24 protein-coding genes and 2 pseudogenes are annotated in these 26,391 nt (G+C 40.9%); 14 read left to right on the forward strand and 12 right to left on the reverse strand.

Features of this window, described 5'->3' with window-relative positions; translation table 11 throughout:
• Positions 1-440: 440 nt before the first annotated feature.
• Positions 441-2,294, reverse strand: a complete 1,854-nt coding sequence (locus GJU40_RS16915) for a M4 family metallopeptidase (protein ID WP_154309254.1) — start codon at positions 2,292-2,294, stop codon at positions 441-443.
• Positions 2,295-2,594: 300 nt separating this feature from the next.
• Between GJU40_RS16915 and GJU40_RS16920 the strand changes: the two genes are divergently transcribed.
• Positions 2,595-3,788, forward strand: coding sequence for a cytochrome P450 family protein (locus GJU40_RS16920; protein WP_154309255.1), 1,194 nt, complete (start codon positions 2,595-2,597; stop codon positions 3,786-3,788).
• 167 nt (positions 3,789-3,955) lie between these two features.
• Here the strand turns inward: GJU40_RS16920 and GJU40_RS16925 are convergent, their stop codons facing one another.
• A complete protein-coding gene (locus GJU40_RS16925; protein WP_154309256.1) occupies positions 3,956-4,972 on the reverse strand; it encodes an STAS domain-containing protein in 1,017 nt (338 codons plus the stop codon).
• 300 nt (positions 4,973-5,272) lie between these two features.
• Between GJU40_RS16925 and GJU40_RS16930 the strand changes: the two genes are divergently transcribed.
• Genes GJU40_RS16930 through GJU40_RS16940 form a run of 3 tightly spaced genes read left to right on the forward strand, consistent with a single transcriptional unit; the run spans position 5,273 to position 8,334 of the window.
• Positions 5,273-6,205, forward strand: coding sequence for a DoxX-like family protein (locus GJU40_RS16930; protein ID WP_343031593.1), 933 nt, complete (start codon positions 5,273-5,275; stop codon positions 6,203-6,205).
• Positions 6,177-6,788, forward strand: a complete 612-nt coding sequence (locus GJU40_RS16935) for a DUF4166 domain-containing protein (RefSeq protein WP_154309257.1) — start codon at positions 6,177-6,179, stop codon at positions 6,786-6,788. The genes GJU40_RS16930 and GJU40_RS16935 overlap by 29 nt, the downstream gene beginning before the upstream one ends.
• Positions 6,757-8,334, forward strand: coding sequence for a YndJ family protein (locus GJU40_RS16940; protein WP_154309258.1), 1,578 nt, complete (start codon positions 6,757-6,759; stop codon positions 8,332-8,334). Before GJU40_RS16935 ends, GJU40_RS16940 begins: the two co-directional genes overlap by 32 nt.
• Positions 8,335-8,381: 47 nt before the next feature.
• Here the strand turns inward: GJU40_RS16940 and GJU40_RS16945 are convergent, their stop codons facing one another.
• The 4 genes from GJU40_RS16945 to GJU40_RS16960 form a co-directional block, all read right to left on the reverse strand.
• Positions 8,382-8,888: a GNAT family N-acetyltransferase gene (locus tag GJU40_RS16945; RefSeq protein ID WP_154309259.1), complete on the reverse strand. Its 507-nt coding sequence runs from the start codon at positions 8,886-8,888 to the stop codon at positions 8,382-8,384.
• A 35-nt stretch (positions 8,889-8,923) separates the two neighbouring features.
• Positions 8,924-10,258, reverse strand: coding sequence for a D-serine ammonia-lyase (gene dsdA, locus GJU40_RS16950; protein ID WP_425481239.1), 1,335 nt, complete (start codon positions 10,256-10,258; stop codon positions 8,924-8,926).
• 67 nt (positions 10,259-10,325) lie between these two features.
• On the reverse strand, positions 10,326-11,066 hold the full coding sequence (locus GJU40_RS16955; RefSeq protein WP_170289445.1) for a hypothetical protein: 741 nt from the start codon (positions 11,064-11,066) through the stop codon (positions 10,326-10,328).
• Between the two features lie 113 nt (positions 11,067-11,179).
• Complete coding sequence (locus GJU40_RS16960; RefSeq protein WP_154309262.1) at positions 11,180-12,004, reverse strand: lipid II flippase Amj family protein; 825 nt, start codon at positions 12,002-12,004, stop codon at positions 11,180-11,182.
• A gap of 69 nt (positions 12,005-12,073) precedes the next feature.
• On the opposite strand from GJU40_RS16960, the pseudogene GJU40_RS21080 reads away from it, so the two are divergent.
• Positions 12,074-12,310, forward strand: a pseudogene (locus GJU40_RS21080) (IS1595 family transposase); the annotation flags it as partial.
• 35 nt (positions 12,311-12,345) lie between these two features.
• Here GJU40_RS21080 and GJU40_RS16965 read toward each other — a convergent pair.
• From GJU40_RS16965 to GJU40_RS16975, 3 genes are all read right to left on the reverse strand, one after another.
• Positions 12,346-12,732 (reverse strand): DUF5412 domain-containing protein, encoded by a 387-nt coding sequence (locus GJU40_RS16965; RefSeq protein ID WP_154309263.1) that lies wholly within the window; start codon positions 12,730-12,732, stop codon positions 12,346-12,348.
• A gap of 461 nt (positions 12,733-13,193) precedes the next feature.
• A complete protein-coding gene (locus GJU40_RS16970) occupies positions 13,194-13,637 on the reverse strand; it encodes a DUF5412 family protein (protein ID WP_246188404.1) in 444 nt (147 codons plus the stop codon).
• Positions 13,638-13,961: 324 nt separating this feature from the next.
• On the reverse strand, positions 13,962-14,522 hold the full coding sequence (locus GJU40_RS16975; RefSeq protein ID WP_154309265.1) for a sugar O-acetyltransferase: 561 nt from the start codon (positions 14,520-14,522) through the stop codon (positions 13,962-13,964).
• Between the two features lie 94 nt (positions 14,523-14,616).
• On the opposite strand from GJU40_RS16975, the gene GJU40_RS16980 reads away from it, so the two are divergent.
• The 6 genes from GJU40_RS16980 to GJU40_RS17005 all read left to right on the forward strand — a co-directional run bounded on the left by GJU40_RS16980 (position 14,617) and on the right by GJU40_RS17005 (position 19,403).
• A complete protein-coding gene (locus tag GJU40_RS16980) occupies positions 14,617-15,375 on the forward strand; it encodes a YdcF family protein (protein ID WP_154309266.1) in 759 nt (252 codons plus the stop codon).
• A 218-nt stretch (positions 15,376-15,593) separates the two neighbouring features.
• Positions 15,594-15,920, forward strand: coding sequence for an HMA2 domain-containing protein (locus GJU40_RS16985; protein WP_154309267.1), 327 nt, complete (start codon positions 15,594-15,596; stop codon positions 15,918-15,920).
• Positions 15,921-15,922: 2 nt separating this feature from the next.
• Positions 15,923-16,465, forward strand: coding sequence for an HMA2 domain-containing protein (locus tag GJU40_RS16990; protein ID WP_154309268.1), 543 nt, complete (start codon positions 15,923-15,925; stop codon positions 16,463-16,465).
• On the forward strand, positions 16,455-18,572 hold the full coding sequence (locus GJU40_RS16995) for a heavy metal translocating P-type ATPase (protein WP_154309269.1): 2,118 nt from the start codon (positions 16,455-16,457) through the stop codon (positions 18,570-18,572). The genes GJU40_RS16990 and GJU40_RS16995 overlap by 11 nt, the downstream gene beginning before the upstream one ends.
• On the forward strand, positions 18,544-19,128 hold the full coding sequence (locus GJU40_RS17000) for an HMA2 domain-containing protein (protein WP_343031594.1): 585 nt from the start codon (positions 18,544-18,546) through the stop codon (positions 19,126-19,128). Before GJU40_RS16995 ends, GJU40_RS17000 begins: the two co-directional genes overlap by 29 nt.
• Positions 19,129-19,169: 41 nt before the next feature.
• On the forward strand, positions 19,170-19,403 hold the full coding sequence (locus GJU40_RS17005) for a hypothetical protein (RefSeq protein ID WP_154309270.1): 234 nt from the start codon (positions 19,170-19,172) through the stop codon (positions 19,401-19,403).
• Between the two features lie 67 nt (positions 19,404-19,470).
• On the opposite strand, the gene GJU40_RS17010 is transcribed toward GJU40_RS17005, so the two are convergent.
• Positions 19,471-20,304, reverse strand: coding sequence for a CsxC family protein (locus tag GJU40_RS17010; RefSeq protein ID WP_154309271.1), 834 nt, complete (start codon positions 20,302-20,304; stop codon positions 19,471-19,473).
• A 336-nt stretch (positions 20,305-20,640) separates the two neighbouring features.
• Here GJU40_RS17010 and GJU40_RS17015 point away from each other — a divergent pair, with 336 nt between their 5' ends.
• Positions 20,641-21,582: a ring-cleaving dioxygenase gene (locus GJU40_RS17015; RefSeq protein WP_154309272.1), complete on the forward strand. Its 942-nt coding sequence runs from the start codon at positions 20,641-20,643 to the stop codon at positions 21,580-21,582.
• A 398-nt stretch (positions 21,583-21,980) separates the two neighbouring features.
• Positions 21,981-23,795, forward strand: a complete 1,815-nt coding sequence (locus GJU40_RS17020; RefSeq protein WP_154309273.1) for a Xaa-Pro dipeptidyl-peptidase — start codon at positions 21,981-21,983, stop codon at positions 23,793-23,795.
• Between the two features lie 224 nt (positions 23,796-24,019).
• Here the strand turns inward: GJU40_RS17020 and GJU40_RS17025 are convergent, their stop codons facing one another.
• Together GJU40_RS17025 and GJU40_RS17030 are read right to left on the reverse strand one after the other, a co-directional pair.
• Entirely contained in the window at positions 24,020-24,514 is a 495-nt protein-coding gene (locus GJU40_RS17025; RefSeq protein WP_154309274.1) for a GNAT family N-acetyltransferase, read from the reverse strand.
• 473 nt (positions 24,515-24,987) lie between these two features.
• A pseudogene (locus GJU40_RS17030) lies at positions 24,988-25,570 on the reverse strand (GyrI-like domain-containing protein); the annotation flags it as partial.
• A 46-nt stretch (positions 25,571-25,616) separates the two neighbouring features.
• Between GJU40_RS17030 and GJU40_RS17035 the strand changes: the two are divergent.
• Positions 25,617-26,216, forward strand: coding sequence for a hypothetical protein (locus GJU40_RS17035; protein WP_246188405.1), 600 nt, complete (start codon positions 25,617-25,619; stop codon positions 26,214-26,216).
• The last annotated feature ends 175 nt before the right edge of the window (positions 26,217-26,391 follow it).

Here is a 26,391-nt window from a genome sequence, read left to right on the forward strand (position 1 = left end):
TTATCGTCGTTGAAAACAGTGTTGACAAGAAGGAACAAAATGACTCTTTCTTTTTACACAATTATATGGACTTAATCTGTTTAACCGGAAAAGCTACCTTTATTTCCCCTAAAAAGAGCTGTTTTTTACATTTAACCGGAAAAGCTCCGTCTATTTTCCCCCCGCAGGCTGTTCAAATGAGGATAGAAACTACTAACTACCTAAAACACCTTTTTATTTCCCGTTGTAGGCTGCTGAACACATGATAACAACTACTATATCCTTAAAAATTTCATTTATAAATTTCCCCCACGTTGGCTGTTCGATTGAGAATTGAAACTACTATTTGCCTAGTAACCCTTTTTATTACCCTCCGTTGGCTGCTCACCAGAGGACAACAACAAACCTTCTGTAACAGCAAAAAAAACTGCCGAAAGATACTCGGCAGTTTTCGAGGCAACTTATGGTCTTGGAGCTCGAGGGTTGTCATTAACAGACCAGCCCTCATAAAGTCCAATGTCATCAAAAGCAGATATAAACGCTTTATACTGTTTGCTGCCTTCTCCATACAAATCAGTTGCTGATTGGAGAATGGCTTCACGGAATTCAGCAAAGGAAGCATCATAATGAAGATAGTCATAAGCACGGTACCATGTGTCTGCGACAACCTTCCGGCCCATGCCGTATTTTTCGGCTACCAGGTAAGCGGAGTGCTGCAGAATTGTACAATTGATGTGGACTCCGCCATTATCCATGTTTGCAGGAAGATAATAGTATTCATCCATATGAGCGGGATAGCGTCCTTCACCATCAATGCTGTATCTCCAGTATTGCTGCCCGGTCGGAAATTTGCCGGGATCTGAATTGCTTCGGAGTGCAGATCTGCCGTTGGCAATCCAGTCAGAGCCCATGATATCTTCTCCAACGTCCCAGTTGCTGTCGTCCACAATGGCTGCAAACGTATCAGAATATGCTTCGTTAATCGCTCCTGTCTCAAAACGGTAGCGCAGGCCGCCATTATAATGAGTAATGCCGTGAACCATTTCATGAGCGGTTACATCAAGTGCTGCAAGAGGAACAAATTGCTTTCCGTCACCGTCTCCATATGTCATCATTGCGATACCATTGCTCCAGAATGCGTTGTTATACGCTGTTCCATAGTGAACTCTGGAACGAATCGCCATTCCATTGCCATCAAGTGAATTACGGCCGTGATTTTTTTGGAAGTAGTCATACACAATCCGTGAATTAGCATGTGCGTCCACAGCAGGTCCCTGGCCTACTTTTTCCCATGAGCTGCTGTCTCCTGTATAAAGAGTGTTTTTCCAGGACGCGTTTTTGTTAGAGTACAGCCAGATTTGATTGCTGGTATTTTTCATGTTATACGTGAAAATGCCGTCCATTGCAGGAGTCGTATGATCTGCTAAGTAAAATGTAGATCCTTCACCGCTTCCTGGAATGTTTCCGTGAGAAAGATTTAATGATTTTACTGCTCCTGTTGTTCCAAGGCCTGTCCCCTTCGCAGGTTTAAATGCACTTGCCTTTTCAATTGCTTTAGGATTAGGTCCCTGAGCATTTTTCGGTTCTTTATCCTCTACAATATCAGCCGAAAGAACATCAGAGAAGAACTTAAAGCCTGTCATTGCGTCGTGCTTTTCAATGACCTTCCCAGTTTTTGCATCTACATATACATACCAGTTACCCGGCGTACCGCTGAAGAATTCCAGGTTAACTCGGTAAGCGAGATATGTATCTTCTTCATGAGGAAAAATCACAAGCTCGGCAGTCTGAAACTCCACTGATTGCGGGGCGCTTACTGCAGTTCTTGCTGCTGAAACTGCGCTGCTTTCATTAACAGCAGGTACTGTGTTGATGTTCAGAGAATCTACCTCTGTGTTATAGTTTCCATTTACAGATGTCACAACATTCTCCTCATTGAAATGAACATTGATTTCATTTCTATCTACAGGAATGCCGTTTTTGGTCTGTTGCAGCCTTACATGAGTCATGCCCAGCTGATCTTTATTCGTTTTCACTTCTTTCAGGTTAACATTTGGATTTTTCATATGAAAAAACTCTTGATGTTTTTCGAGAAATTTCTTAGCATTTTGTGCGTTTCCTTTCTCATATTTCTCAGAAAGGATTCCGCTCACAAAGGATGGTGCGCCTTTTTTGTCTTTCCCTTGAACCAGTTTTACTTTTCCTTGCTTTTTAAAATCAGCCAGGGAATTTTGTGCTGCCTGTGATGAGCCCCCGAAAAAGAATCCGGAAAATACCATCAGTAGAACAAGTGAAATGATGACCCCTTTTTTCATTTGCAGCCCTTCTTTCTATTAAATTGGCAGTCATACGAACATCGAAAATTCCGTATTCCTAACTACTTCATCGTAAAGGATTGGAAGGATTTAGTAAACGGACTATTCTGACTATTTTATTAATAATAGAAAATGACCATTATTTAGTAGAAAAACAATATTTTAGAGGGAAAAGTCGTTCATTAGGCAGGTTGAATATTCTGGTACTATTGACTGCTTTTGTTGAATAGAGAAGGGTTATAGCGTGTAAAGAAAGAATGTTTCAGTTGCATAGGAAAAAAATTTGGCGGTTAAAGGAGAATGAATGTGAATACAGATACTAAACTATTTTCAAAGGAATTTACCCGCAATCCTTACCCTGCATACGAAAGGCTGCGTCAAGAGGAGCCATTGTGTAAAATGAAATTTCCTGATGGGCAGGACGGCTGGCTGGTTACAAAGTATGAAGATGCTGTGGAACTTTTAAAGGATTCCAGGATTATTAAAGATCCATCTAAGCTTTTTGGCGGTAACATGGAATATCGCAGTGTGTTCATGCACAATATGCTTTTCTCTGATCCTCCAGAACATAAGCGGCTGCGCGGCCTTGCACAAAAAGCATTTACTCCGCAAATGATTATGGGAATGAAAGGCAGAATTGAGGAAATAGCCCGTGAGCTTCTGAATGAATCTTCCGGGAAACAATCTATTAATTTGATTGATGACTTTGCCTTTCCGCTTCCAATCATCGTCATTTCAGAGATTCTTGGAGTGCCTGCAGAAGACAGGGATAAATTCCGGATATGGTCCAACTCAATCATAGATAGCTCCAATGGAGAGAATCCTGAACAGGTTCTCCAGCATATTAACGAATTTATTTCATATCTCAGTGAGTGGTTTCAGCAAGTCAAAAATAAACCCGGTGAAGACTTAATCAGCCAGCTTGTTCTTGCGGAGGAGGAAGGCGATTCACTGACGGAGCGAGAATTGTTCGGGCTGGTGACGCTTCTGATTATTGCCGGCCATGAAACAACGGTTAATCTGATAGGTAATACTGTGCTTGCCTTCCTTGAAAATCCCGATCAGCTGCAGCTTCTAATAGAGAGACCTGAGCTCATTTCCAACAGCATTGAAGAATCTCTCCGCTACAACGGACCGGTAGAGTTCAGTACATCGCGATGGGCAAATGAAGATATAGAATTTAAAGGGAAAACAATTAGGAGAGGGGAGCTTATCACCATTGCGCTTAACTCTGCCAATCATGATCCGGAGCAATTTGATCAGCCGGAAGTCTTTGACATTCTTAGGGAAAAAAGCCCTCACCTTGCTTTTGGAAAAGGCATTCACCTTTGTCTGGGTGCACCGCTGGCAAGGCTGGAAGGAGAAATAGCTTTAAGAAGCTTACTGCAAACATTCCCGGACATGCAGCTTGCAGTGGATGCAGGGGAACTGGAATGGAGACCTGGCATGATTGTCAGGGGCGTCAAAGAGATTCCGCTTCATACAGGTAAGTAAAAGGAGATTGTGCTTTGGGGAAACTCAGAGGGGCTTTAAGATAAAGCGGAAAACAGATATTCTGCACGATAGCTGAATAAAAAAATCGCCGATTGTCTCCTGAATGCCTTAGCGGTACAGGGGCTGCAATCGGCGATTTTCTTTCATACCGTCTTCATTTTTGAACACTATACGATTGTTTTCCCGCTTTTGCCAAGCACGTAATGGATGCCATGCTGCAATGTTTGCAGGCATTCATATTTCTTTAAATTGGTTAGCGTACTGGTGATAATCATCGCCAGTTCAGCAGAAATTCCAACAAGTATAACTTCAGTTCCCAGGAGCCTTGCTGCAGAGCCCAGCTTGTCAATCAAATCTGCTGTATGCTCAGATATATCTGTATTTAATCCTGTAAGGTCCAAGAGCAAATATTTAGCTTTATAGCTTGGAAGTTGATCAAGTGTGTTAGAAATAAGAGTTTCTGCACGATCTTCATCATAGCGGCCAATCAACGGCACTACCAGAATTCCTTCCAGTACAGGAATGATTGGAGAAGAAAGCTCTCTCACCAAATCTTCCAGCATCTTGGTTTTATCACTTACCAGCTGTTCCAGCTGGCGTATTTGTTCTGCTTCCTGCTTTCTTGCAAGTTCATGGATGTTTTGTTGTATGTTCACTGTTGACGGGAAGTATTCCACAATTGTCGCATCATTTTCCGCGTTTTGATGCTGAAGTATCTTATACCAGTAGTTCTCGCCAAACAAACCATGAAATACGCCTGCATAATGAGCAGGTACAAATATACCGCTTGCTTTTTCTTCACTAAGTTGATTTAGTTTGTATTCCCAGTCATCTTTGATATGAAGTGTAAATGTGTCTGAAGCGGGATCTATATGCTTTATGTCAACTTTTCCCCACCCTGCAGGCACATACGTCTCTGAGAGAAATTCAACCACATTGGTTGTTGTAATGTTTTTCATGTTACGAAATCCTGAACCAACAATAATTCCTTGTCGGTAGCCAGTCGTTTCCAGTACTAGATTTGTTGCCTCCTTGCCTGAAATCTCCTGAATCGTATCAAAGAAAGTTTTCATGGCGGATACCCAAAAGAAGACGACATCTCCGCCCTCAAAAAGTACCTTGCCGGAATCCAGGTCCCAAGATATTTCAACTCCGCCAATTTTTAAATCTTTTTTTACTGTCATTGATGGTTCTCCTTCTCTTCTTTATAACTTTTATTATATATCAATTCTGCAAAGATAGCCCTCTTTAAAGTTAACTGATTATAACTACTATAGGGGAAGAAATATTTCCCAGTCAACTATCCGTGATATACTAGGGTTAAGAGATAAGCTGCTGATGGGGGGCAGGCCCTATGATATCAAAAAGAGTGATCGGAGAGGGAAATACAGCGATTGCAGTTTCACTTGATAATGGAAAAATGGGCAAGGTTTACCATGATTGGGTTTCTTCATCAGGAGTGAACTGAGGGGAATGACAGAATTGTGAAAGTAAAACCTGTTTACGTAGAAATACATATCAACAAAGAGCTTGACGAAGTGTGGGAAATGTCGCAGGATCCTGAAAAACACAGCCAGTGGGATCTTCGCTTTCATTCTATTACATATTTGGAAAGGAAAAATGAAGAGCAGTCATTTATATACAAAACAAGCATTCTTCCCTGGTTTACCATCGCAGGCTGGGGTGTCAGTAAAGGTACACATCATAAAGAGGATGGTTCCAAAACTTCAGCACTGCATTTTGGAACAGATCAGAAAATGTCATTGATTCAAGAAGGAAAAGGATATTGGCGGTACCTGCCGCGTGAAACTGGGACCGTTTTTTTGACTCAATATGATTATCAGGTGCGCTGGGGACAAGGGGGGAAATTGCTGGATCGTCTTTTTCGTCCAATTATCGGCTGGGCAACAGCACTTAGCTTTGATGTATTAAAAAGGTGGCTGGAACAAGGCGAGCTTCCGAGGTCTCAGTATTTGCGGTTTTTCAGCTGCACGCTTCTCACGCTGCTGTTTTTCTTTGTCTGGCTGTATCAGGGACTTTTCCCTAAAATACTTGCAAGGCATCCGGAAGAAGCCGCGATGCTTGAGAAGCTATCACCTCTTACGGGATACTCAGCAGAGCAGGCGGTCATTTTGGCAGGGGTGCTTGAGGCTGCCTTTGCTCTTGTCTGGCTGTTATATCCAAAGAAAAGGTATTTGTTTTTACTTCAAATCACTGCATTTCCAATCTTGACTGCTGCAGCACTAACGGCTGCCCCCCAAGCGGCTTTTCATCCTTTTAACCCGGTCACATTTAATGCAAGTTTGTGGATATTATCGCTGATAGGCTGGTTTCTATCAAAGGATCTTCCAACAGCAGGAAGCTGCAGGAGAAAAAGGGGAGAGATATATGACAATATACGAAAAAGTTCTGGGTGAAAAATTCAATCAGCTTCATCCGCAGCTGCAAAAAAGGTATCGTATCAGCCTTGAAACTCCTTTTGAAGCAGCTGGTGTTATGAAGAAAATAGAAAATGGCGCATTTTGGACTAAACCCTTGTTGTCCTTTTTTGTGAAGAGAAATTTTTTATTTCCAGAGAGCGGGGCAGGAATTCCATTTTCAATTTCCAACACGTACAGAAAACTGCCTTCTGGGGAAGAAGAAATCCTTTGGAAAAGAACTTTTGATTTTTCCGGAACGAAACGTTATTTTCATGCGCGTATGACAGCCGACAGCTATGGGCAGTACGTGCGGGACTATCTTGGTGAACCGGAATTGTTTTACTCTGAATTGCATTTTGATGTCTCGGAAGATGGCAGTCTGCAGATTTCTTCAGGAAAGCAGAGAATCCTGATCAGGGGAATGGAAATCTCGCTCCCGGCTGTTCTGGAAGGGAAAGTCATTGTAAAGGAAGGCTACAATGAACTTTCGGACGCTTTTACAATTTCAGTAGATATTAGCAGCATCATTGCGGGAAGGCTGATGAAGTATGAAGGCGAATTTAAAGCATATTCTTTTTAACCCTCTGATCATAACGGGACTTTTATTATTCTTATTATGCGCTGTTGTTCAACAATCTTATTTGCTGATACTCACGGCAGCACAGCTGATTCTTATTCCGGTGATGCTGCTGCTGATCGGCAAATTAACTGCCTGGGAAACAGGACTTTCCATGCTGTCTATGCTTTCAGTCTTTTTGCTCTATCTTTCCTTACCCCCAATGGCTGAAGTGCTGTTTAGCTTTATCTATCTACTTTTTACGATCATGGTTGCCTGGAAGGGAGTGCGTCGTTTTTTTCAAAGAGGCTTTACAAACTGGGGAGAAATTGCAATTGATACAGGCATGGTCTACCTTTTTGTAGGGGGAATATGGTTTTTCGCCTATACAACAGGTATAAATACCGGTTTCAGCTCTTTGCTGACTTGGCTGACGGCAATCCACTTTCACTATTCCGCGTTTTTATTCCCTGTTTTTCTTGGTTACTTTGGAAGAATTCATTCTTCCAGTCTTTATTCAGTAGTGGTTCCGCTAGTCTTGGCAGGCCCTTTGCTGGTCGCGGCAGGGATTACCTTTTGGCCGCTGTTGGAGTTCCTATCGTCCATCATCTACATTTTAGCTATTTATTGTATAGCGTTTCTTGTATGGAGAACCCGTTTCCCCTCGAAATTTCAGGCTGTATTGATCAGAACTTCGTTTACCTCGCTCTGTATCACCATTCTGTTTTCACTAGCTTATGCAGCAAGCAGTGCATTTCAGCTGTTTTCTGTCTCAATAGGAACGATGATGATTTTTCACGGACTTCTTAACTGTGTTGGTTTTGGTGTGCTGGGAGTCATAGGCTGGGTGTTGCTTCCACCTGCCGGCAGTAAGAAATTCACTTTTCCTGTTAGCAAAATAAGAGGAAAACTGCTTGTAACAGAGGGGCCGGCTTCAGGCCTTGTAGATGATATGAGCTTGTTTGTAAAAGAGAAAAATCTGCCGCAGACAATTATAGATTTTTATGAAAAAACGCCAAATTATCATCTGCGTGCATCCGTTAAGTGGGCAGTATGGTTTTATCCGTTTGCACTTCTATATAAAATGATCAGCAAAAGGACTCAGCAAATTAACCTGCCGCTTTCTTCGGATCCCGTGGTTATGACAGGAGAACTATTGGCCGTGAATGCTGAAACAGACGGAAGAGTGAAACCGCGTGCATGGGTGAGAAAAGTCAATGATGAGACAGTGTTTACCGCAATCTACTCTTATCATGAGGCAGAGGGGCAAATCCTGATGAACATAGCTCTGCCGCTGCCATGGTCAACCATGACCGGAATATTGCGGCTCCATTCGGAAAATGGAGCTCTTATTCTCAGCAGCACTGGGGAAGGAGATGCTGGTATTTATTTGGCCGCCGGAACATCATTGTTTCAGCTGCCGCTTTCTGAAAAATTTGTCATACAAGAAGTGAAGCCCGGAACTCTATCTGCTCTTCACATGATGAAGATTCTTGGATTGGTTTTTTTAAGGGTTAACTATTCCATCAGTCATATTGAACAAAAACAAATAGAGAGAGTACCAAGCTGAGCAGTCTCCTGCAGCTAGCGGGAGCTGGTTTTGCAGAAGATTGCAAATTATAAAACTTTATAATACAGCACCGTTGTTTCCAGGTCACCTTCAGCCGACTGCGCAAAAAAAGGAATACTGCCCGCTCTTTGATAGCCGTGCGAAAGGTAAAGTTTGTTGGAAGGGTCGCCTTCACGCGTGTCAAGGACGAGCAGGCTGATATGATTCTCAGCGGCAGCCCGTTCTGCTGTTTCCAATAAACGGCGGGCAATCCCTTTTTTTCGGTGGTCAGGATGAACCATCAGTTTGGCCACTTCTGCTCTGTGCCGACCGTTTTCTTTTGTGCAAAACTGCAGCTGAATGGTTCCGATTAATTCCGTTTCTGTCTCTGCCCCCCAAATCAGGATGCTTGGGTCATTTAGAGATTCCCAATATTCCTTTGCAGATTGAAACTTCAGCGGAGGAATAAATCCAATCGATGCCCCTTGATTTACCGTATCGCACAGCAGGCCCGCCAATTTCTCAGAGTGAGGGTGTACGGTTTCCAGCTTAACAATTTGATATTCGTTTAACATTCTTGTCCTCTCCTTTTCTTCCCGCTATATTATTATTATTTATATGCTGAAGCTCCCTGCTGATAATACATATTCATCTCCTCCTCGGGGACCATGCTGCCGCCTGTGCCCCATACGATGTGAGCTGCATTGTCCATCTTTTCCAGAAGAGCATGTTCCTTCAAATAGGCACTCCCATCACGAAACAGTTTAGCCGGCCCCGCCATACCTGCAAGAGCTGAAGGCTCCAAGTAAAGATTTTCCGTGTCTGCCAGGTGCTTGAGCAGATAGAATAAAGTAGAGTCTTTAACGGTGTAGCAGCCAGCCAAAAAAGGTGACATCAGCTCTCCGACAAATCCTGAAGGCCTTCCTACAGCAAGACCATCAGCAGCTGTTATGTTGTCGAGCCCGATATCTGAAATTGATATTTTTTCGTGCTTTTGTGTGGCAAGTCCAAGCAGCATGGAAGGCGAGTGGGTCGGCTCTGCAAAAAAGCAGTGAACATCATCCCCAAAGGCAAGCTTCAGGCCAAATGCAACGCCTCCAGGTCCGCCTCCGACTCCGCAGGGAAGATAAACGAAAAGTGGATGATCTCTGTCAACATGAATGTTCATTTGTTTCAACTGCTTTTGCAGTCTGACTGCAGCAGTGGAATAGCCAAGAAACAAATCTACTGAATGCTCATCATCAATAAAATGGCTGCTGTCATTCTCCTCAGCCTCCCGGCGGCCCGTTTCAACAGCTATACTGTAATCTCCCTCATGTTCAACCACAGTCACACCTTTGCGGCGCAGAAGACTCTTTTTCCATTGCCTCGCATCAGATGACATATGTACAACTGCTGAAAAACCGAGGGCAGCACTTATTATGCCGATACTTAAGCCAAGATTTCCAGTAGATCCGACAACTATCGAATGGCGTGAAAAGAGATCGCGGCATTTCTTTTCCTTAAGAATCAGGTAATCATCACCAGCTTTCAGTAAACCGTGAGATATGGCAAGTGTTTCTGCGTATTTCAGTACTTCATAAATACCGCCTCTTGCCTTGATACTACCAGAGATAGGAAGTGCGTTATCCTGTTTCAGCAGCAAGCTTCCCCTGATGTTCATTTCGTACAGTTTCTCCAGGGTTTTCTTCATAGAAGATATCTCAACAAGAGGGGATTCAATTATTCCGCCGGCCTCTTTCGTTTCGGGGAAGATTTCAGCTATGTAAGGAGAGAATTTTCTCAGCCGGCTTTCTGCATCCAGCACTGCCTCTTTGCCCAGTGGCGAATATGAAAAAGCTACTTCCGCTTTTTCAAGGCGAGGGTTGATCCAGAAGAACTCCTCCAGCGTTTTTAACTTTTCTATAGGGTGAGTATTCAACAGGTATTCCTCCCAACTTCTAATCTATTGAGTGTTGAGCAGTGTGTACTGCAAAACCTGCCGGCTTTTTGAACCGGCAGGTCTAACAGTGTCAGTATTTTAAAGTAACTTCCAGCCGGTGATCCACTTCTGCAGATACTACAGCATTCCGGCTTACTTCTACAGCAGCTAACGTGTAAAGATATTCTCCGGGTTCTCCAGGAACATCATTGAATTCCAATTTTGCATGTTCATAGTACATATAAGGCGTATAAGCTCTCCTGCTGTATGCTCTGTTTTGAACAAGTGTAGTCAGAAAGGTACCATCTCTGTACAGGCTGTATTGAACACCATAAGCGAATGAGTCCACGTCCGGTACAAGAATCTGCGTAAAAAATGTACCCTCCAAAAGCACATGCTGTCCGCCATGCGTCACTGTAACAGGGAGGCTGGAAAGCGTAACCGGTACTCCTCCTTCAGGAATGAGCGTACTTCTTGCCTGTCCGCTGGAATTGTGATGATGGGCAATGTTTTCCTTTGCCGCCAGCAAATTCTCTGCCACACATTCGCCCGCTGCATTTTTCCCCCGCAGAACAATTTCCACGGAATTTTTATCATGTCCGTCTACTGTAAACTCAAATAAATACTTTCCTGAATGTCCATAATAATTCTTTGTGACAGCTTCTCCTGGATTTAACCGCAGCAGTTCCTCCACATACTGTTCTTTAGAGCTGCTGATATCATAGCCTTTTATATGGATTGAAGCGGTTTGAAACAAACTGGAATTTCTTATGCTTGCAGATACATGTTCAACATATTTGTTATTGATATTTTTAGTTGTATAAAACACCAATTCATAACCCTCTTTTCTTTCATTCGGAATCCCTTACGTTTACAAGATACGCAGAATGAATAGAAGATGTTTGGACTGATGAGGGCATGAACAGCGGATTTATCGCTTACTGCTTATTGAAAGTAGAGCAAATATTTAGTAGCCCAGGCGATATAATATGCTCCTGGTATAAATAGAAGCTGTGCCAGCAGGGTGCCAAGCAGTCTGGAGCCAACCATCATGACTGAAATGCCCTTAAGAGAAGCATAGCTTCCTTTTCCATTCACAACATCGTCTGCCAGAATGGATATTTTCGGATCTACAAGAAAAGAAAGCAGAATGGTTGCTGCACCGTTAATTAAGCCCGACGCCATAATTGCTGAGGCACCCTGTTCAGGAGCGAGAAGGGAAGCGTAGAGTGCAGACAGCACGCCAATAGTAAAAACGGCTGTAACAGCCATATTGATCAAAAAGAGCTTTTTCGGAACATTCTTAAAATCTAAGTCTCTTATGTAGGACAGTTTAGGGAGAGAAATGTGAGAGAGACCTCTTTTGAAATAAGCCTTTGACATTGCTTTTGCGAGAACCTTCTTGATGGATCCCCGTTCCTTTGAAAGATGGATGATGCCTCTGGAAAAAAGGGCTGTAAATGTTGGAAGAAGCAGTATTCCAAGAATTGTGCCAGCTGTTGAAGCCATAATCAGGATGCGAAACTGTTTTTCTACCAAAAGAAGCGGATTTGCACTGTTTGCTGTATCGAGAAGGCTGCCGGTAACAGGCTGCTGCATCATGTTCGCCATTCTCGAAAAGATAACCATCATGCTGAACAGAGAGAGTGCTGTGGCAATCAGTTTCACCCTTGCTCCTGAAAGCCTCACAGCGTATGCCAATGTTTCTATGCTGTGAATAACCATTAAAAAAACAGATACAAAAAGAACTTTAACCGTGAAAACAGACAAATATACCACTTTCTTCCTGTTGATGTTGCTCTTATTATAGCATGCAAGTTACAAATTAAAACTAGAAACTATGTGAAGAAAGGGATTTATCATATACAGTACGTCAATAACTTCCACAATCACTTGAAAGGGTGTTTGTAGCGTTATCAAGGGGTAGGAACGTTACGTTTGGACAACTACCTTAATTGGTTCTGTTGGCTTGAATTAGGTAAGGATTTAGTATTTGAAAAGCGAGTAGAGCATGTGCTTATGTCTGCTTGTCAAAATTCTAATTGTATAACTGTTGAATTGTTGAGAAGTGCATAAACATCCTTCAACAGGATGGGGTAAGGGATTAAGATTCATTGGTTTCTAAAGTCGAATTTTTCTTTAGGAACATTAAGTGTATGACCGTTAATTACTACTGTGTCATTACCTTCCCATTCAATATTGGCTGTTTCTTCACGATAATTCCAATAGATATTTTTTGTTTTGCCATTACGATTATTAAAGACTAACTCTCCTCGTACAGCATAAGAAGTCGTGGCTCCTCCATTTGTAAGATATGCTTTTAAGGTATAAGTTCCATCGGGAGATGTTTCTTCGGTAAGATATTCTCCTGTCGGCAATCTATTCATATTGAAAAATGCCCAATATACTCCATATCCAATAAGACCAATTACTACCAGACTAACAATCAGTAAGATTTTAAGTGCCTTTCTTTTACTTTTCTTTTTATTTTCTTTCAAGTTCTAAGCCCCTTTTTGTAAGCATTTATTAGTATATTAATACCGTTATAATATCAGAAAATTTAATCATTATTCAATTTATGAACTTACAGGGTCTTACAGTTCTTCTGCCGGCAGTATTTCCTGTACTCCCAGGGTGTACATTTCAGCTGTCTGTTCACTTCTTGCAGTTGTTCAAGTTCTACATTCATCTGACTGCTCCTACTGTTTTTGCACAAAAAAACACGCGCCAAAAAAGGTAAGGGGTTCCGTTCAGGGAGGGAAAACCTTAAAGCAGTTATAGAAATCGCATTTAAAATACCATCTCAATTAGCACTAAATTTATACAGTAAAAAACCCAGATCCAAATGGATCCGGGTTTTTTGCTTCTTTATGAACTATTGTTCCATTAAAGTCCCCTTTAGCGGAAGATAGAGCGTCTGCTTGTTTAGCAAACATCTCGAATATTTTATTATGTCGAATTAGTTTTGATAGCAAGTTTCATATTCGTCCTTCATCAAAATACTCTGACAAGCCAATCCGAATTCGTGATAAATATCTTTACCAATGCGTAAGTTGATACTTCTATCTGAATCAGGATAATCAGGGTCATCATTTTGAATTTTAAGAGTATCTTCATTTAACCAATCCATATTAAATGTGCTTTTTGCATCCCCATAATAAACCGTTTGAACCTTATCGTCCTCATTGTTGTAGGTAACTTCAACCCAAACATTAACACCACCTGCTGCTCCTCCGTAGGGTTCGTAATAGGCATTAGCTGTATAAGCGTTGGTAGGTGAGGTTACAGGACCAGGACCTTTTTGCGTAAATTCTTTATCGATTTCATCAAACGTGAAAAAATATGCTTCATAAATATAGATTGAAGAAATTAAAATAACTCCCGATAACGTTGCAATCAACATTCTTTTGGGAAAAGGTTTCTTTTTAATGAAAGAAATTATTCCCTTGGCACATAGAACTACAAATAAAAAGATAGTAATGCAAATGAATAAAAAATATAACAAAATTAAAATCTTATTTCCCCCTCTATTCTATAAGTAAGCGAAAATTAAAATAAACAATGAAAAGTAAGCAGCATACACCAGGAGGTAACCGTTCAAAACGGCATGGTTATGCAGGTGGGGAAAAGGAAATTTGTGAAAGTGGAAATGTAATGAGCTGCTGCTATGGCTGCTTTCTTTTTTTAGAAACCGGCATTTGGAAGATGCCGGTCCCAGGTATTCTAACTACATCTCTATTTCTTTCAAAATCTTTGCAGGAGTACCGCCCACAACCACATTAGCCGGCACATCTTTAGTCACGACAGCTCCTGAAGCAATGACAGCATTATCACCGATTGTGACACCGGGATTAATGATGGCTCCTCCGCCAATCCAAACATTGTTTCCAATCTTTACTGGAAATGCATATTCGGGCCCTTTGTTACGCTCAACGGGATGAAGGGGGTGGGTAGCTGTATAAATATGTACACCTGGGGCAAGCATGCAGTTTTCTCCAATTATAACCTCGGCGGCATCTAATATTACACAGTTGAAATTAGCATAAAAGTTATTAGCAGCATGTATGTTGTAGCCGTAATCACACCGAAAATCAGATTCTATATATATTTGCTCGCCTGTAGAACCCAGTAAGTTTCTAAGAATCTTATTTCTGTTTTCATAATCAGTTTCAATTGTTGAATTGAACGTTCTCACCAGAATCCTGGCATTCTCCCGGTCTTTCACGAGCTGCTGATCCCATGGATGATAAAGCTCTCCAGAGAGCATTTTTTCCTTTTCAGTTTTCATCGTATTCCTCCTGTCTCATGAAGCTGCAACTTTATTTTACGTCAAATCGTCTATTAATGGAAACACACTTCATTATGCAAGTCAGGAGGAAAACATGATATCTTACAAAAAAATTTGTCTAGTACTACTATCTATTATGATAGTAATGCTGTTCATTTTCGGCATCAGCTTTGGATTAATCTTTATTGCAGCCAACATTGCTGTATTATTTCTGCTACTGCTGCTGTGGAAGAAAAAGCAGGCTGTAAGCAACCAAAGAAAAGGCAGGCCTGCAGTTCTTTTGTTTCTTCTCTATTTGCTGTTTGTATTATCTTTCATTCTGGTAGAAAGCTTTATTTTCTACGAAGCTCAGGCAGGAGGGGCGGTAAAGGAACAGGACTATGACTTTGTTCTTGTGCTGGGGGCAGGGTTGAATGGAGATCAGCCTTCTTTAACTCTGCTGGGAAGGCTGGAAGCAGCGCAGCAGTACCTTCAAGGAAGAGAGCACCCTCCTATCATTGTTTCAGGGGGACAGGGACCGCGTGAAACCATTACGGAAGCGAAAGCAATGGGACGCTATTTCATTGAGGCAGGGATTGACGAGTCACTCATTTTATATGAAGAAGCCTCCACATCAACTCAGGAGAATATAGCTTTTTCCAAAAAGCTGATGGAAGAGGAAGGAATACAAATGCCGAACGTGCTGATCGTGACAAGTGACTTTCACCTCGCACGGGCAAAGTTGATTTGCAAACAAGAAGGAATGGTGTGTGAAGGACTTGCAGGTGAATCACCTTTTTTCATCACGGTAAATTACTATATTCGCGAGTATTTTGGGGTATGCAGGCAGCTGGTTGCCGGCGTGTTAGACTGAGCCACTTAATAAAGTTATATCAATTTTTCAGCTTTTACAAGGAGCAGGAAGAAATAGAGAAATGAGATAAAATTCCTGTTTTTAAATAAGGTAAATTATGGTATTGTTATTTTAATTTCAGAAAATTCAATGATGTTACTTTGTTGGTAGGTCATATTGTTTTCATTTCCTCAATATATTTAAGGAAGTATTTTAAACAAAGTTGGTGTGAAAGAGGAATGTTTGGAAAATTAACCGAGCTTTTATTTCTTAATCAAGTACGAAAAAAGCTGTCTCAGTACAATATTAATATTGTGCACTTCTTACAAGGGCGAATTCGGCTGCAATCACATACCTGGATTGTAAATAAAGATCTTGTTCTTACTCTGGTTGACCGAATGAATCAAGAACATTTTATTTATCAGGTTAAGTTCACTAAAGAAACCGGGAGCTTATTAATCAACTATGACACTGCGTACTTAACCACAGGAGAGGAAATGGAGAATTGGTTCTCTATACTAGATGATGTTTATAAACAGCATTATGGATCTGAGAAAGAAGGATGAGTATGATTTCAACCCTTATCGGTATGGGAGGTTCCTTACTTGCTCCTAAAATATTATCTCAACTGCGTGACCAAAAAATAAATATTCTTCATGCAATGCCGGGGAGATTACGAATACAGTGTGACAATTGGAAAAGTGAGGAAGTAGCCTCTCATCTGCAGCACAAAATTAATCATCTCCCAATAGTAGCTACATGCAAAGCTTCAAGTATTACCGGGAGCATACTTATTGAATTTATATTGCCGTATATGAGTGAACAAGAATTAGATGAGCTAATGAAATTTATTGTTCAAGAGGCATCTGAAGCAATTCTTGAAATAGATGCAAAAATAACGAGAACCATGCAAAAATCCTTAACGATCATTGACAAGGGCATTAAAAGACAAAGCAGCGGATTGGCTGACCTTGATAGTTTGTTAGTCCTTTTTTTGTTAGGTAAAGGTATCCATAGTTTTCATACAGCACCAGCTTTTTCCGGCAGTCTGCTTTATTGGGCCTACACCATTATTAGGGGAAAGGAACAAAACGGACCTTATGATAAATAGCGTAAAAATAGTTCATGGACTGCCGGGCAGGAGTCGTTTAACGCTTAAGAGTTCAATGAGACCGGTTTTAATTGAGTGTCTGTTTCGTGAGATGAGCGGTGTCTATTCTGCAATTTATAATGAAGTGACAGGCAGTCTGATTTTAAGTCATGACTGTAAACTTTCGCTGAAGAAAATTTCCCTTTTTATTAAACGGTATCTGATGACTAAAGTTAAGAATGAAAAAAAAGCTTGGTCACAATATCTAAGTATCGTGGTTTGCACCGGGGTGCTGTTGACAGGCTGGTATGTAAGCCGTAATCCTTTGTTTAAAATGTGGGAGCCAATTGTTCATAATGCTGCGATAGCAGCTACTCTACTTACCTCGATTGATGTTTTTAGGGATGGCGGGTTACATGTATTGAAGAAGCACAAACCTAATGCGAATACACTAACAGCCTCATCTATTTTAGCTGCTATATACATCGGAAATCCTGCCTCAGCTCTTGTCATAACGGTGATGTCTGCAGTGAGTGAGCTTTTGACGCAGCATACGACAGAGAAAACCAGGAATTATATTCGTTCTGTTCTTCAATTAAATACTCAATATGCCTGGCGCATAAACCCGAAAGGTGAAGAAGAAAAAGTAGAAGCCAAAAAGGTAATGGTATCAGATTTTATTAAAGTGTACGTTGGAGAAAAAGTTCCTGTAGATGGCAGGGTTACAGCAGGTGCAGGAGTGGTTGATGAATCCTGCATTACAGGAGAGTATATGGCAAAGCAGGTTGCTTCTTCTTTTAAAGTCTATGCAGGCAGCATTCTACAGAGCGGCGAGCTGACGATAGAGGCAGAGAAGGTAGGAGATGATACAGCCATATCTAGAATTCTTCATCTATTGGAGGATGCACAGGAAAAAAGAGCTCCTATTCAAAATATGACCGATGCCGTAGCAGAAAAAATGGTCCCAGTTTCTTTTGGATTGGCATTATTAACTTTCTTATTTACAAAAAACATCAACCGCGCTTTGAGTATGCTGGTGATAGACTTTGTCTGTGGCATTAAATTATCTACTGCAACTGCTCTTTATGCTTCTATTGGAAAAGCCGCAAAGAAAGGTGCGATTGTAAAAGGCAGTAATTACATTGAGAGCATGTCAAAATTAAAAACGGTTATTTTAGACAAGACAGGTACAATAACAGAAGGTTTGCCCATTGTTCAGGATGTGCAGGCATATAATGGCTTTACAAGTGAGCAAGTATTGAAATTCGCTGCGGTGGCCGAAAAAAATTCTTCTCATCCAATTGCCGATGCAATTTTAAAAAAGGCAAAAGATTGTGGAATCATCATTCCAAATAGAGATCAAAATTCGCAGCTTCGCACATTCATAGGAAAAGGTATAGGTGCTGATCTAGATGGCAAACAAATCTTTGTCGGCAGTCTTCGTTTTATGCAGGAAATGAAAGTGAATGTTGAACAGTTACTTCATAAAATTGATATAGAAGATCATGCAGTTTACGTCGCTTACAATTCATCACTGATTGGTGCAATCAGTATAATTGATAAAATTCGCAGCGGAATGAATACTACAGTTCAGCATCTAAGGCAACAAGGGATTCAGGAGATTGTCATGCTGACAGGAGACAAAAGGGTCGTTGCACGGGAAACTGCAAATCGTTTGGGCTTGGATTGGTATCATGCTGAAGCACTTCCAGGTGAGAAAGCAGATTTTGTAAAGAAATATGGGCAACGCCATACAGTCATGATGGTAGGTGATGGAATTAATGATGCTCCAGCTTTGGCACATGCCCAAATTGGAGTAACGATGGGGTCAAAGCGTACGGATATTGCATCAGAGGCAAGTGATATTATTATCACTGCAGATAATCCAGCCATTATACCGGAATTAGTTGGGTTATCTAAATTAACCATGGCTAAAATCAAGCAAAACTTTATAGCAACTTTCCTCATAAATGGGGCAGCCATCCTGCTCGGAGCTTTAGGGATGATTACTCCCGTATGGGGGGCTGCAGTACATAATGCTGCTACAATCGGTGTAGTGTTGAACAGCGCAGCGTTACTATGGAAGGGAGATAAACGAAGTGGAACCAAGATTCTATATCCTGCATGATATTTCTGGCAGAATTCGTTTGCGAATCCCGGCTCTTAATGATAAAACATCCCATAGGGAAATTGAAGCTATGTTTTCGTCTTTAAAAGGCATCCAACAAGTAAGAATTGAACCCTTAATTAGTACTATGCTAATCAAGTATGATGACAAATTATTATCCAGAAATGTTTTGTTAAGGTATGTTTCCTTGTTTTTTCAGCAAACGAGGTTTGACCCGTTAGATTCCCTAATGGTTAAACTTAAACCAAGATTCAGAAGTGAACTCTTCCGCTCCTTAGTAAGCGGAGTCCTGCTGTTTGCCGCTTTTTTACGTAAATCTACTATTAGAAAGCCTGATGCTTTCGAGTATATAGCTGTGATTGCAACAGGTTATACAGTTCTATCTCACGGGACTAACAAGATCAATCATCCAGATGTACTTACTGGTATTATCAGCCTGGTTTCTTTGGGAACAGGTAATATGCTGTATATCTCAATGGTTACATGGGCTGTTAACATTATAGAAATCTTCTATGAAGTACTAAAGAGCAACAAAATGTCTTACAGTATCTATTAATAGTTTTCAAAGTACGTAAAAATGATTAGGAGGAAATGACAATGGCAATTAATCAAGATTTTATAATGGGATTTGTATCTGGAACAGTAGTAGGGGCAGTAGGGTATCGATTGTACGAACAAAACAGCGGCCAGCTCAACCGTCTAATTCAGCCTGCTGGAAGCGGACACAGCCCATTCAGACAAAATACAAGCTCTTATCGACCTTCAGTAGAAGAGCTGATGGCACAAAAAGAACGCTTAGAGGATCTTATTGCTGAAATGCAAGTTAAATAAAGACAATTTTTAAAAGAGCACTGTCCTTTCAGTGCTCTTTTAATCTCTTTACAGCAATAGAATGTGACTAATCTTCTAATCTTTTAATAATAGCTTTCATTCGATCATGCAGGGATTGATCTGGAGCTTCCAAGTCATCTTCTTCCGGAGCTTGAAGCATAGCTTGTTCCTGCAGTTCTGCCATGTCTCCTTCTTCTGCTGCATCTTTTTCAAAAAAACGGCGTCTTAGATTTACTTGCTGAACCTGAAGCAGCTTGAGGAAGAGCACCACTTCCATTTTTTCCGTAATGCTGTGGAAATGGCCGTGTTTATCGTAGTCTTTTGCCAGATCAAGTTCATTGATATAGGCGCCAACTAGTTTCACCTCAATAGGTTCGTTGAAAAATTCATAGTGAAATGAGCCGAATTTTGAATGATCAGCTCCATGGCCTTTTTTATCAAGGTAGCGGTACTCTGCAACTGAATTTTTCTGGCTGCTCTGATTTTGAGCAAAGTTATAGAGAGGAACCTGCTGATTACATTGAAATTCTACTTCTACACTATAGTCCTTTACGTAGCCGCTGCATTCTTCAACGTATTGTATGTTTTTGTGAACAACTCCTGTGATAAACAGCTTGACAATGCCAAAGGCAACAGAAGGAACAGCTTTAGCTTGCTTCAAATATACATTCTTTCGAATAGATTTAATCTCTCTTGCTGCTGAAGGAAGATCTATATCAGCTTCTACATCAGCTTCAAGAATAACCTCTGCAAGGACTACCGGAATATCTGCGACTGGAAATCTTTGAAACCCGCCAAAAGGAGGCAGCGATCTGCTGTAACATGCTGCTTTAATGGTATCCGCAACATCACAAGATCCAAAACCGTGGTCATAGCGGTCTCTATCATGTTTCTTTTTCATATGAGAACACTCCCTTACTGGAATACAGTTGAGAAATTTCAACTACTATTTGTATATGAATAATGGCTGAATTGGCTTGTACAGCTGTCTCAATAAATTATTTTTTTGCTATTAATGTGGAAGATCCAAACAAATTAATTATTATCAGCTTGGGAATTTCCTGAAAAAGACACCAAGAGTGAAAGCAGAGGCAGGTCTGGAACGACTTTCCGAAGGGACACTCGTTTGGATAGTTATAAGCAGTCGTGTTCTGGTTAAATATCTTGAAATCAAGATTTAATTCATGTCATAATGGGAAAAGGTATTAAAATACTAAACAATAAGGAAGTGTGCACATTGTCAGTACAAACAATGGGTATTCACCATATAACTGCAATTGTAGGAGATCCTCAGGAAAACGTAGATTTTTACGCAGGAATTCTGGGCTTGCGCCTAGTAAAACGGACAGTTAACTTTGATGATCCCGGAACCTATCATCTTTATTTTGGAAATGAGGGGGGAGATCCCGGTACGATCATTACCTTTTTTCCATGGTCAGGCGCTCAAAGAGGAAGAATTGGAGACGGCCAGGTCGGGGTAACAGCTTATGTTGTTCCGGAAAACTCGTTTGACTTTTGGCGGGAAAGACTGTCTTCATTTGGAATCTCCTATCAGGAAACGCAGCGATTTGGAGAAAACTACTTGCAATTCCAAGATCAGCATGGGCTGAGGCTGGAGCTTGTGGAAAGAGCAGAAGGCAGAGAAAACACGTGGAAGTCTGGAGACATTTCTGCAGAAACTGCTGTAAAAGGTTTTGGAGGCAGTACTCTATACTCCTCTGCGCCTGAGCAGACAGCTTCATTGCTTGAGGAAGTGATGGGACTTGAGAAAGCCGGAGAAGAAGGAGAATTTATCAGGTTCCGTGCTAAAGGAGACATTGGCAATGTCATTGATTTGAAAAAAAGAGCCTCTGGCCGCGGTCAAATGGGAGTCGGAACTGTTCACCATATTGCTTGGCGGGCAGACGATGATGAGGATCAACTGAATTGGCAGAAGCATGTTTCAAGTTTTGGCTATCATGTAACTCCAGTGCAGGACAGAAATTACTTTAATGCTATTTACTTTAGGGAGCACGGTGAAATTCTATTTGAAATTGCAACAGATCCACCGGGATTCTCACATGATGAATCTCCTGAAACAATGGGAGAAACATTAATGCTCCCTGAGCAGTATGAAAAACATCGCAGCCAAATTGAGCAAGTTCTGCTGCCGATTACAGTCAGAGAGCTGAATCAGTAGAGAGTGTCCGTACCCTTACTTTTGGGTACGGCTTTTTGATTTGTGATTTTTTCAAGAAGGGTTAAGGATAATCGTTCGTTTATATGGAATTTCTTTAGAGGTTGATATTCATTCTATATAAAGAAGAGCCTGTGAAGTTTCACTTCTGCAGCTGCTATGGCTTTATCAGTATTTTGCCAGTTTTCTTATCTTTCGATTCTTGGTAAAAATCACCTGCACTGTTAACTGACAGTGCTGCTGGCTCAATCATTGGTCCCTGTTAGCTAGCAGGACATTGGAATGGGAAATAAAGTCTGAATACTCCAAAAACAAGCCTTTTGACTAGCGGAATTTTGACAAATTTCTCCTCATTTAGACTTTATAATGGAAGTCTAATAGATACATAGAGGAGGCAGGTTATGAAGAAATCAGCTTTGAGAGTTTTAATGAGTACTGCAATCGTGATACCTTTGCTGTCTGGAGGCGGGGGAGGGGAGTTTTTAGCTGGACAGACTGCTCAAGCATTTCCGCAGATTTCGGTGAAAGATGGAATGACACAACCGATCTTTTCATTTAATGATGCTATTGTGGAAAGAGTGTTCGTAGAGACAGAAACGGACAGTGACGGCGATGGCAAGCTTGACAGGGTAAGAGCAGATATTATGCGTCCGAAAGAAACAAATAATGGCCTTAAAGTTCCAGTTATTTATGAAATGAGCCCTTATCGTTCGGGAATTAAGAATGTACCTGTTTATGATGTGGATGTGGAACTTCATTCTGTTGCTAAAAAGGGCAAGAATAAGGAAGGAGCAGGTGTGCCTCAGGCTAATTTGTCAGGATATTACGATGATTACTTTGTGCCGCGCGGCTATGCAGTTGTTTTAGCAGAAAGTGTCGGAACAGGCCTGTCAGATGGTTGTCCCACAACAGGTGATGAGCATGAAATTCTTGGTACGAAAGCTGTCATTGACTGGCTGAATGGTAGAGCGAATGCTTTTGATGTTAACGGAAATAAAGTAAGAGCGGACTGGTCCACAGGAAATGTGGGCATGACTGGTGTGTCTTATAATGGAACGCTGCCGAATGCCGTTGCAGCAACAGGAGTGGAAGGCTTAAAAACCATTGTACCTGTCGCAGCAATCAGCAGCTGGTACGAATATTACCGGGCAAACGGAGCTGTCATTGCACCCGGAGGCTATCAGGGCGAAGATGCAGATAATATGGCGGAAGCAGTCCTGACGAGAAAAAATCCTGAAGTTTGCCAAAAAGTTATTGAGAGTCTCACCAAGGGGCAGGACAGGCAAACGGGTGACTATAATTCCTTCTGGGATGAAAGAAATTACACCAAGGATGCAGACAAAATTGAAGCAAGCGTATTTGTTGTGCATGGTCTGAACGATTGGAATGTAAAAACAAAGCATTTTTCAGACTGGTGGAATGCTCTGCAGCAGCATCATGTGCCAAGCAAGCTGTGGCTTCATCAAGGAGGTCATTCAAGCCCATACAGCTTCAGGCGTGACGTCTGGCTGGAAACCCTGAACAAATGGTTTGATCACTGGCTTTATGACATTCAAAATGATGTGATGGATCAGCCAGCCGTTGACATTCAACGCGAAGACAGAACGTGGCATAAAGAGGAAAACTGGCCTGCTAAAGGAGCCGCGGATACCAAGCTTTATTTTAAACAGGAAACTTCCAAGAACGGCAGCTTCAGCCTGAAGCCTGTCCCAAACAATAATAAAAAACAGCAGCACTTTGTGGATGATGCAGCGATCACAGCAGAAAACCTTATTAAAAATCCTGCAGCCGACTCTGAAAATCGTCTGGCTTATCTCACGCCGCCTTTAAAACAAGCAGTGAGATTCAGCGGTACACCTCAGGTGACGATACGTGCCAGTTTGAGCAAATCGACGGCAAACCTCACAGCACTTCTCGTAAAATATGGAAGTGATGGAAAAGAAGAAATTGTGACAAGAGGCTGGTCCGACCCTCAAAACATCAAGGATGAAAACCGGTCAGTTAGCCTGACTCCTAACCGTGAATATACGTTTACATGGGATATGCAGCCGGATGATTATGTTTTTGCTGCCGGAGACCGTCTCGTGGTTGTATTGATCTCTAGTGACTACCACTATACACTGCGGCCAAAAGCCGGAACAAAAATTACAATTGACCCTGAAAGGAGCCACCTTGTCCTACCTGTACAGGGAGGAAAGAATGCTTTTCAATGGTAAGGAATGAACTGTGAGACATGCATTTGCTTTTTAAAAATAACCAGTTACTATTGGAACGTTGTTGGAGAGAAAAGTCTTGAAAACGATGTAAATAACAAACTAATTATCATATGTTTTAACAGTAAGTTATCAATATAAATGACAAGTAAAAACGCCAGATTTTTTCTGAGCGTTTTTTTGTCTTATTTGTACAACAATAAAGAACAAAATCTAATTTATTTTCTTCAATTCACCAGATACTTATAAAACTTTTTATCTACCCGCAGCACCGGAAAATTCTCAGGTAAATCTTTCAAACTTATACTTGTAAAGCTATTTTTTTCGTAAAATCTATGAGCGGCTAAAAATTGTGGTGTTGTTCCAAGATACACTTCTTTAATTGACTTTTCTCTCGCCCATTTCATGGCACTATTTAATAAAGTACTCGCAGTTTTAAATTTAGCTCCTCTGTATTCTTTATCTACAAACATTTTTCTTAATGCCATTTGATGGTTACCTATGTCTAAAAGACTGATTGTGCCAACTACTTTATCATCGCAAATAGCTACCCAAAAGTTACCATTGCCAGTTTGATAAAATTCTTCTATAGAAAACAAATCGGGCTGGTCCTCCTTGGTTATCTGAATATTGTACTCTTGTTGCTGAATATCAAGAATTACATCTACTACTTGAGCCTGGTACTCATTACAGTATTCTTTTACAATGAGATTGTTGTCCATAAAACTGCACCGCCTACAAATAATTTTACTTTCCTATTTTAAGTATACTACAACCATTGAGGAACTCTTGTTCTTTCGCTAATCTGCACTGTTAGCATGTAAGAGGTAAGGGGGTTTAAGTACAGTATTTCACAATCTATCAATTCTTCGAACTCTAACTTTCGTTATAAACAAGTCCGCTTCGTAATAAACTCTATCTCCTATCTAAATTTGGTCTTACACATCGACTTCCAATTCGCAACCATTTAGCATAGGTTTTAAACACCGTATCAATTTATGCAAAGTATCGAATTTGTATGCTTATTTATGCGTTAGTTAGTGTATAAAATTCATTAAAATCTTTATATAACAATAAAAAGAAGGGTACCAATTCATATATGAATGATGACTCCAATTCGTTTGTTATCTATTGTTCTCTCCCCGTGAAAACGATCCCGTTAACCAGTAACAGTCTATTTTGGTAAGCGAATACCTTACTGCTTTTGTACTACAGGAACCCATAATTCATTTCTTGGTTTATGCTTAGGAGGATAAAAGCATTCAATGCAAGGAGTATTTCCCAGTTCGTAGCCAGAAGCTGGCAGCCATTCTGTGTAAAGGTGCTTCCAAGCATCACTTACTTTTGGGAAAACTGCCCACGTACTTGGAGGGATAGTAAGTGTTTCCATATGGGAAGGAGGATCTCCATCATATCTGACTCCCATGAAGTAGGTGAATTCTTCGTCCGTAATCGCAGCGTTTTCCCCGCATACTCCAAGCAGGCTTTCCAGCGTACACTGTGGGTTCTCCCATGACATATCAATCAGCTTCTGCATAAATCCGTCTTTTTTGGCACTGCTCCAATGTGAAGAAATATCCTTGGCTGCTCTGCTCGTTTTAACAGATTTTCCCCTTCCCGCTAATCTTAATTCATATTCAATCCTTTCAATTCTAAAATCCAATTCAGCAACTCCTTTAACCATAATAGGTAGATATCTCATACGGATTATTTCTAGTATTCTTGCAGGTTATCCTTCTTGACCGTTTAAAAAATAGTGGAAAATCGCTGTATATAAATATGTTATTATTCTATTGATGTAATACTTATTAGTGAGGTGAACGAATGATAAAGTACAACATTGCACCTTATAGTCTGTGGTTATGCATGGGAGCAGCATTGGGCTTATTCGCCAAATATTTAGATACTGTTTCTGTCCTTGATGACATCTGGTGGATGGTATTCCTTAGTTACCTTGGAGATCTATTTACGAGATTAGGGGTTTGGATATTTCTTGCTACTTTTCTAGCTGCATACAGTCACACGCAAATGAAAGCCGCAGTACATACATTCCTTTTCTTTATCGGAATGCTGATAAGCTATTATCTATATACTTTATATTTGTATGGCGTATTTCCAACTGGATATTTTATGTTTTGGGGAAGCATAGCACTACTCTCTCCTTTGTTGGCAGTTATCGTATGGAGAGCTAAAAACAGCAGAACCTTCTCTTTGATTCTGCCGGCATTGCCCCTGGGGCTGATGCTCAGTCTCTCTTTGGGAGCAGGCTTGTTTTATTTAGACATACATTATATAGAAGAATTCTTCATGTTTATTGTGTTATGTGCCATTTTTTACAGAAATCCGAAGCAGCTGGCAATATTAATGATTTCTTCATTTGTTTTTGCTCTATTTATTGATGCAGTAAGTCCTTTTCATTTTTAATTGTCCATCTAAGAGCTTTACATAAAAGCTGTAATCCTGCGTGCAGTGGCAGTTTTTTACGAGTTACACCCCAAACAGCCGGCCGGCAATAGACGGAGGAATCAAACATGACCTACTGGTCACCGCCAGGAATGAAAATTGGTTTGATTCTTGTGCCACAAAAGAATTATATTTG

The organism is Metabacillus lacus (genome assembly GCF_009674805.1).
Classification (GTDB): Bacteria; Bacillota; Bacilli; order Bacillales; family Bacillaceae; genus Metabacillus_C; species Metabacillus_C lacus.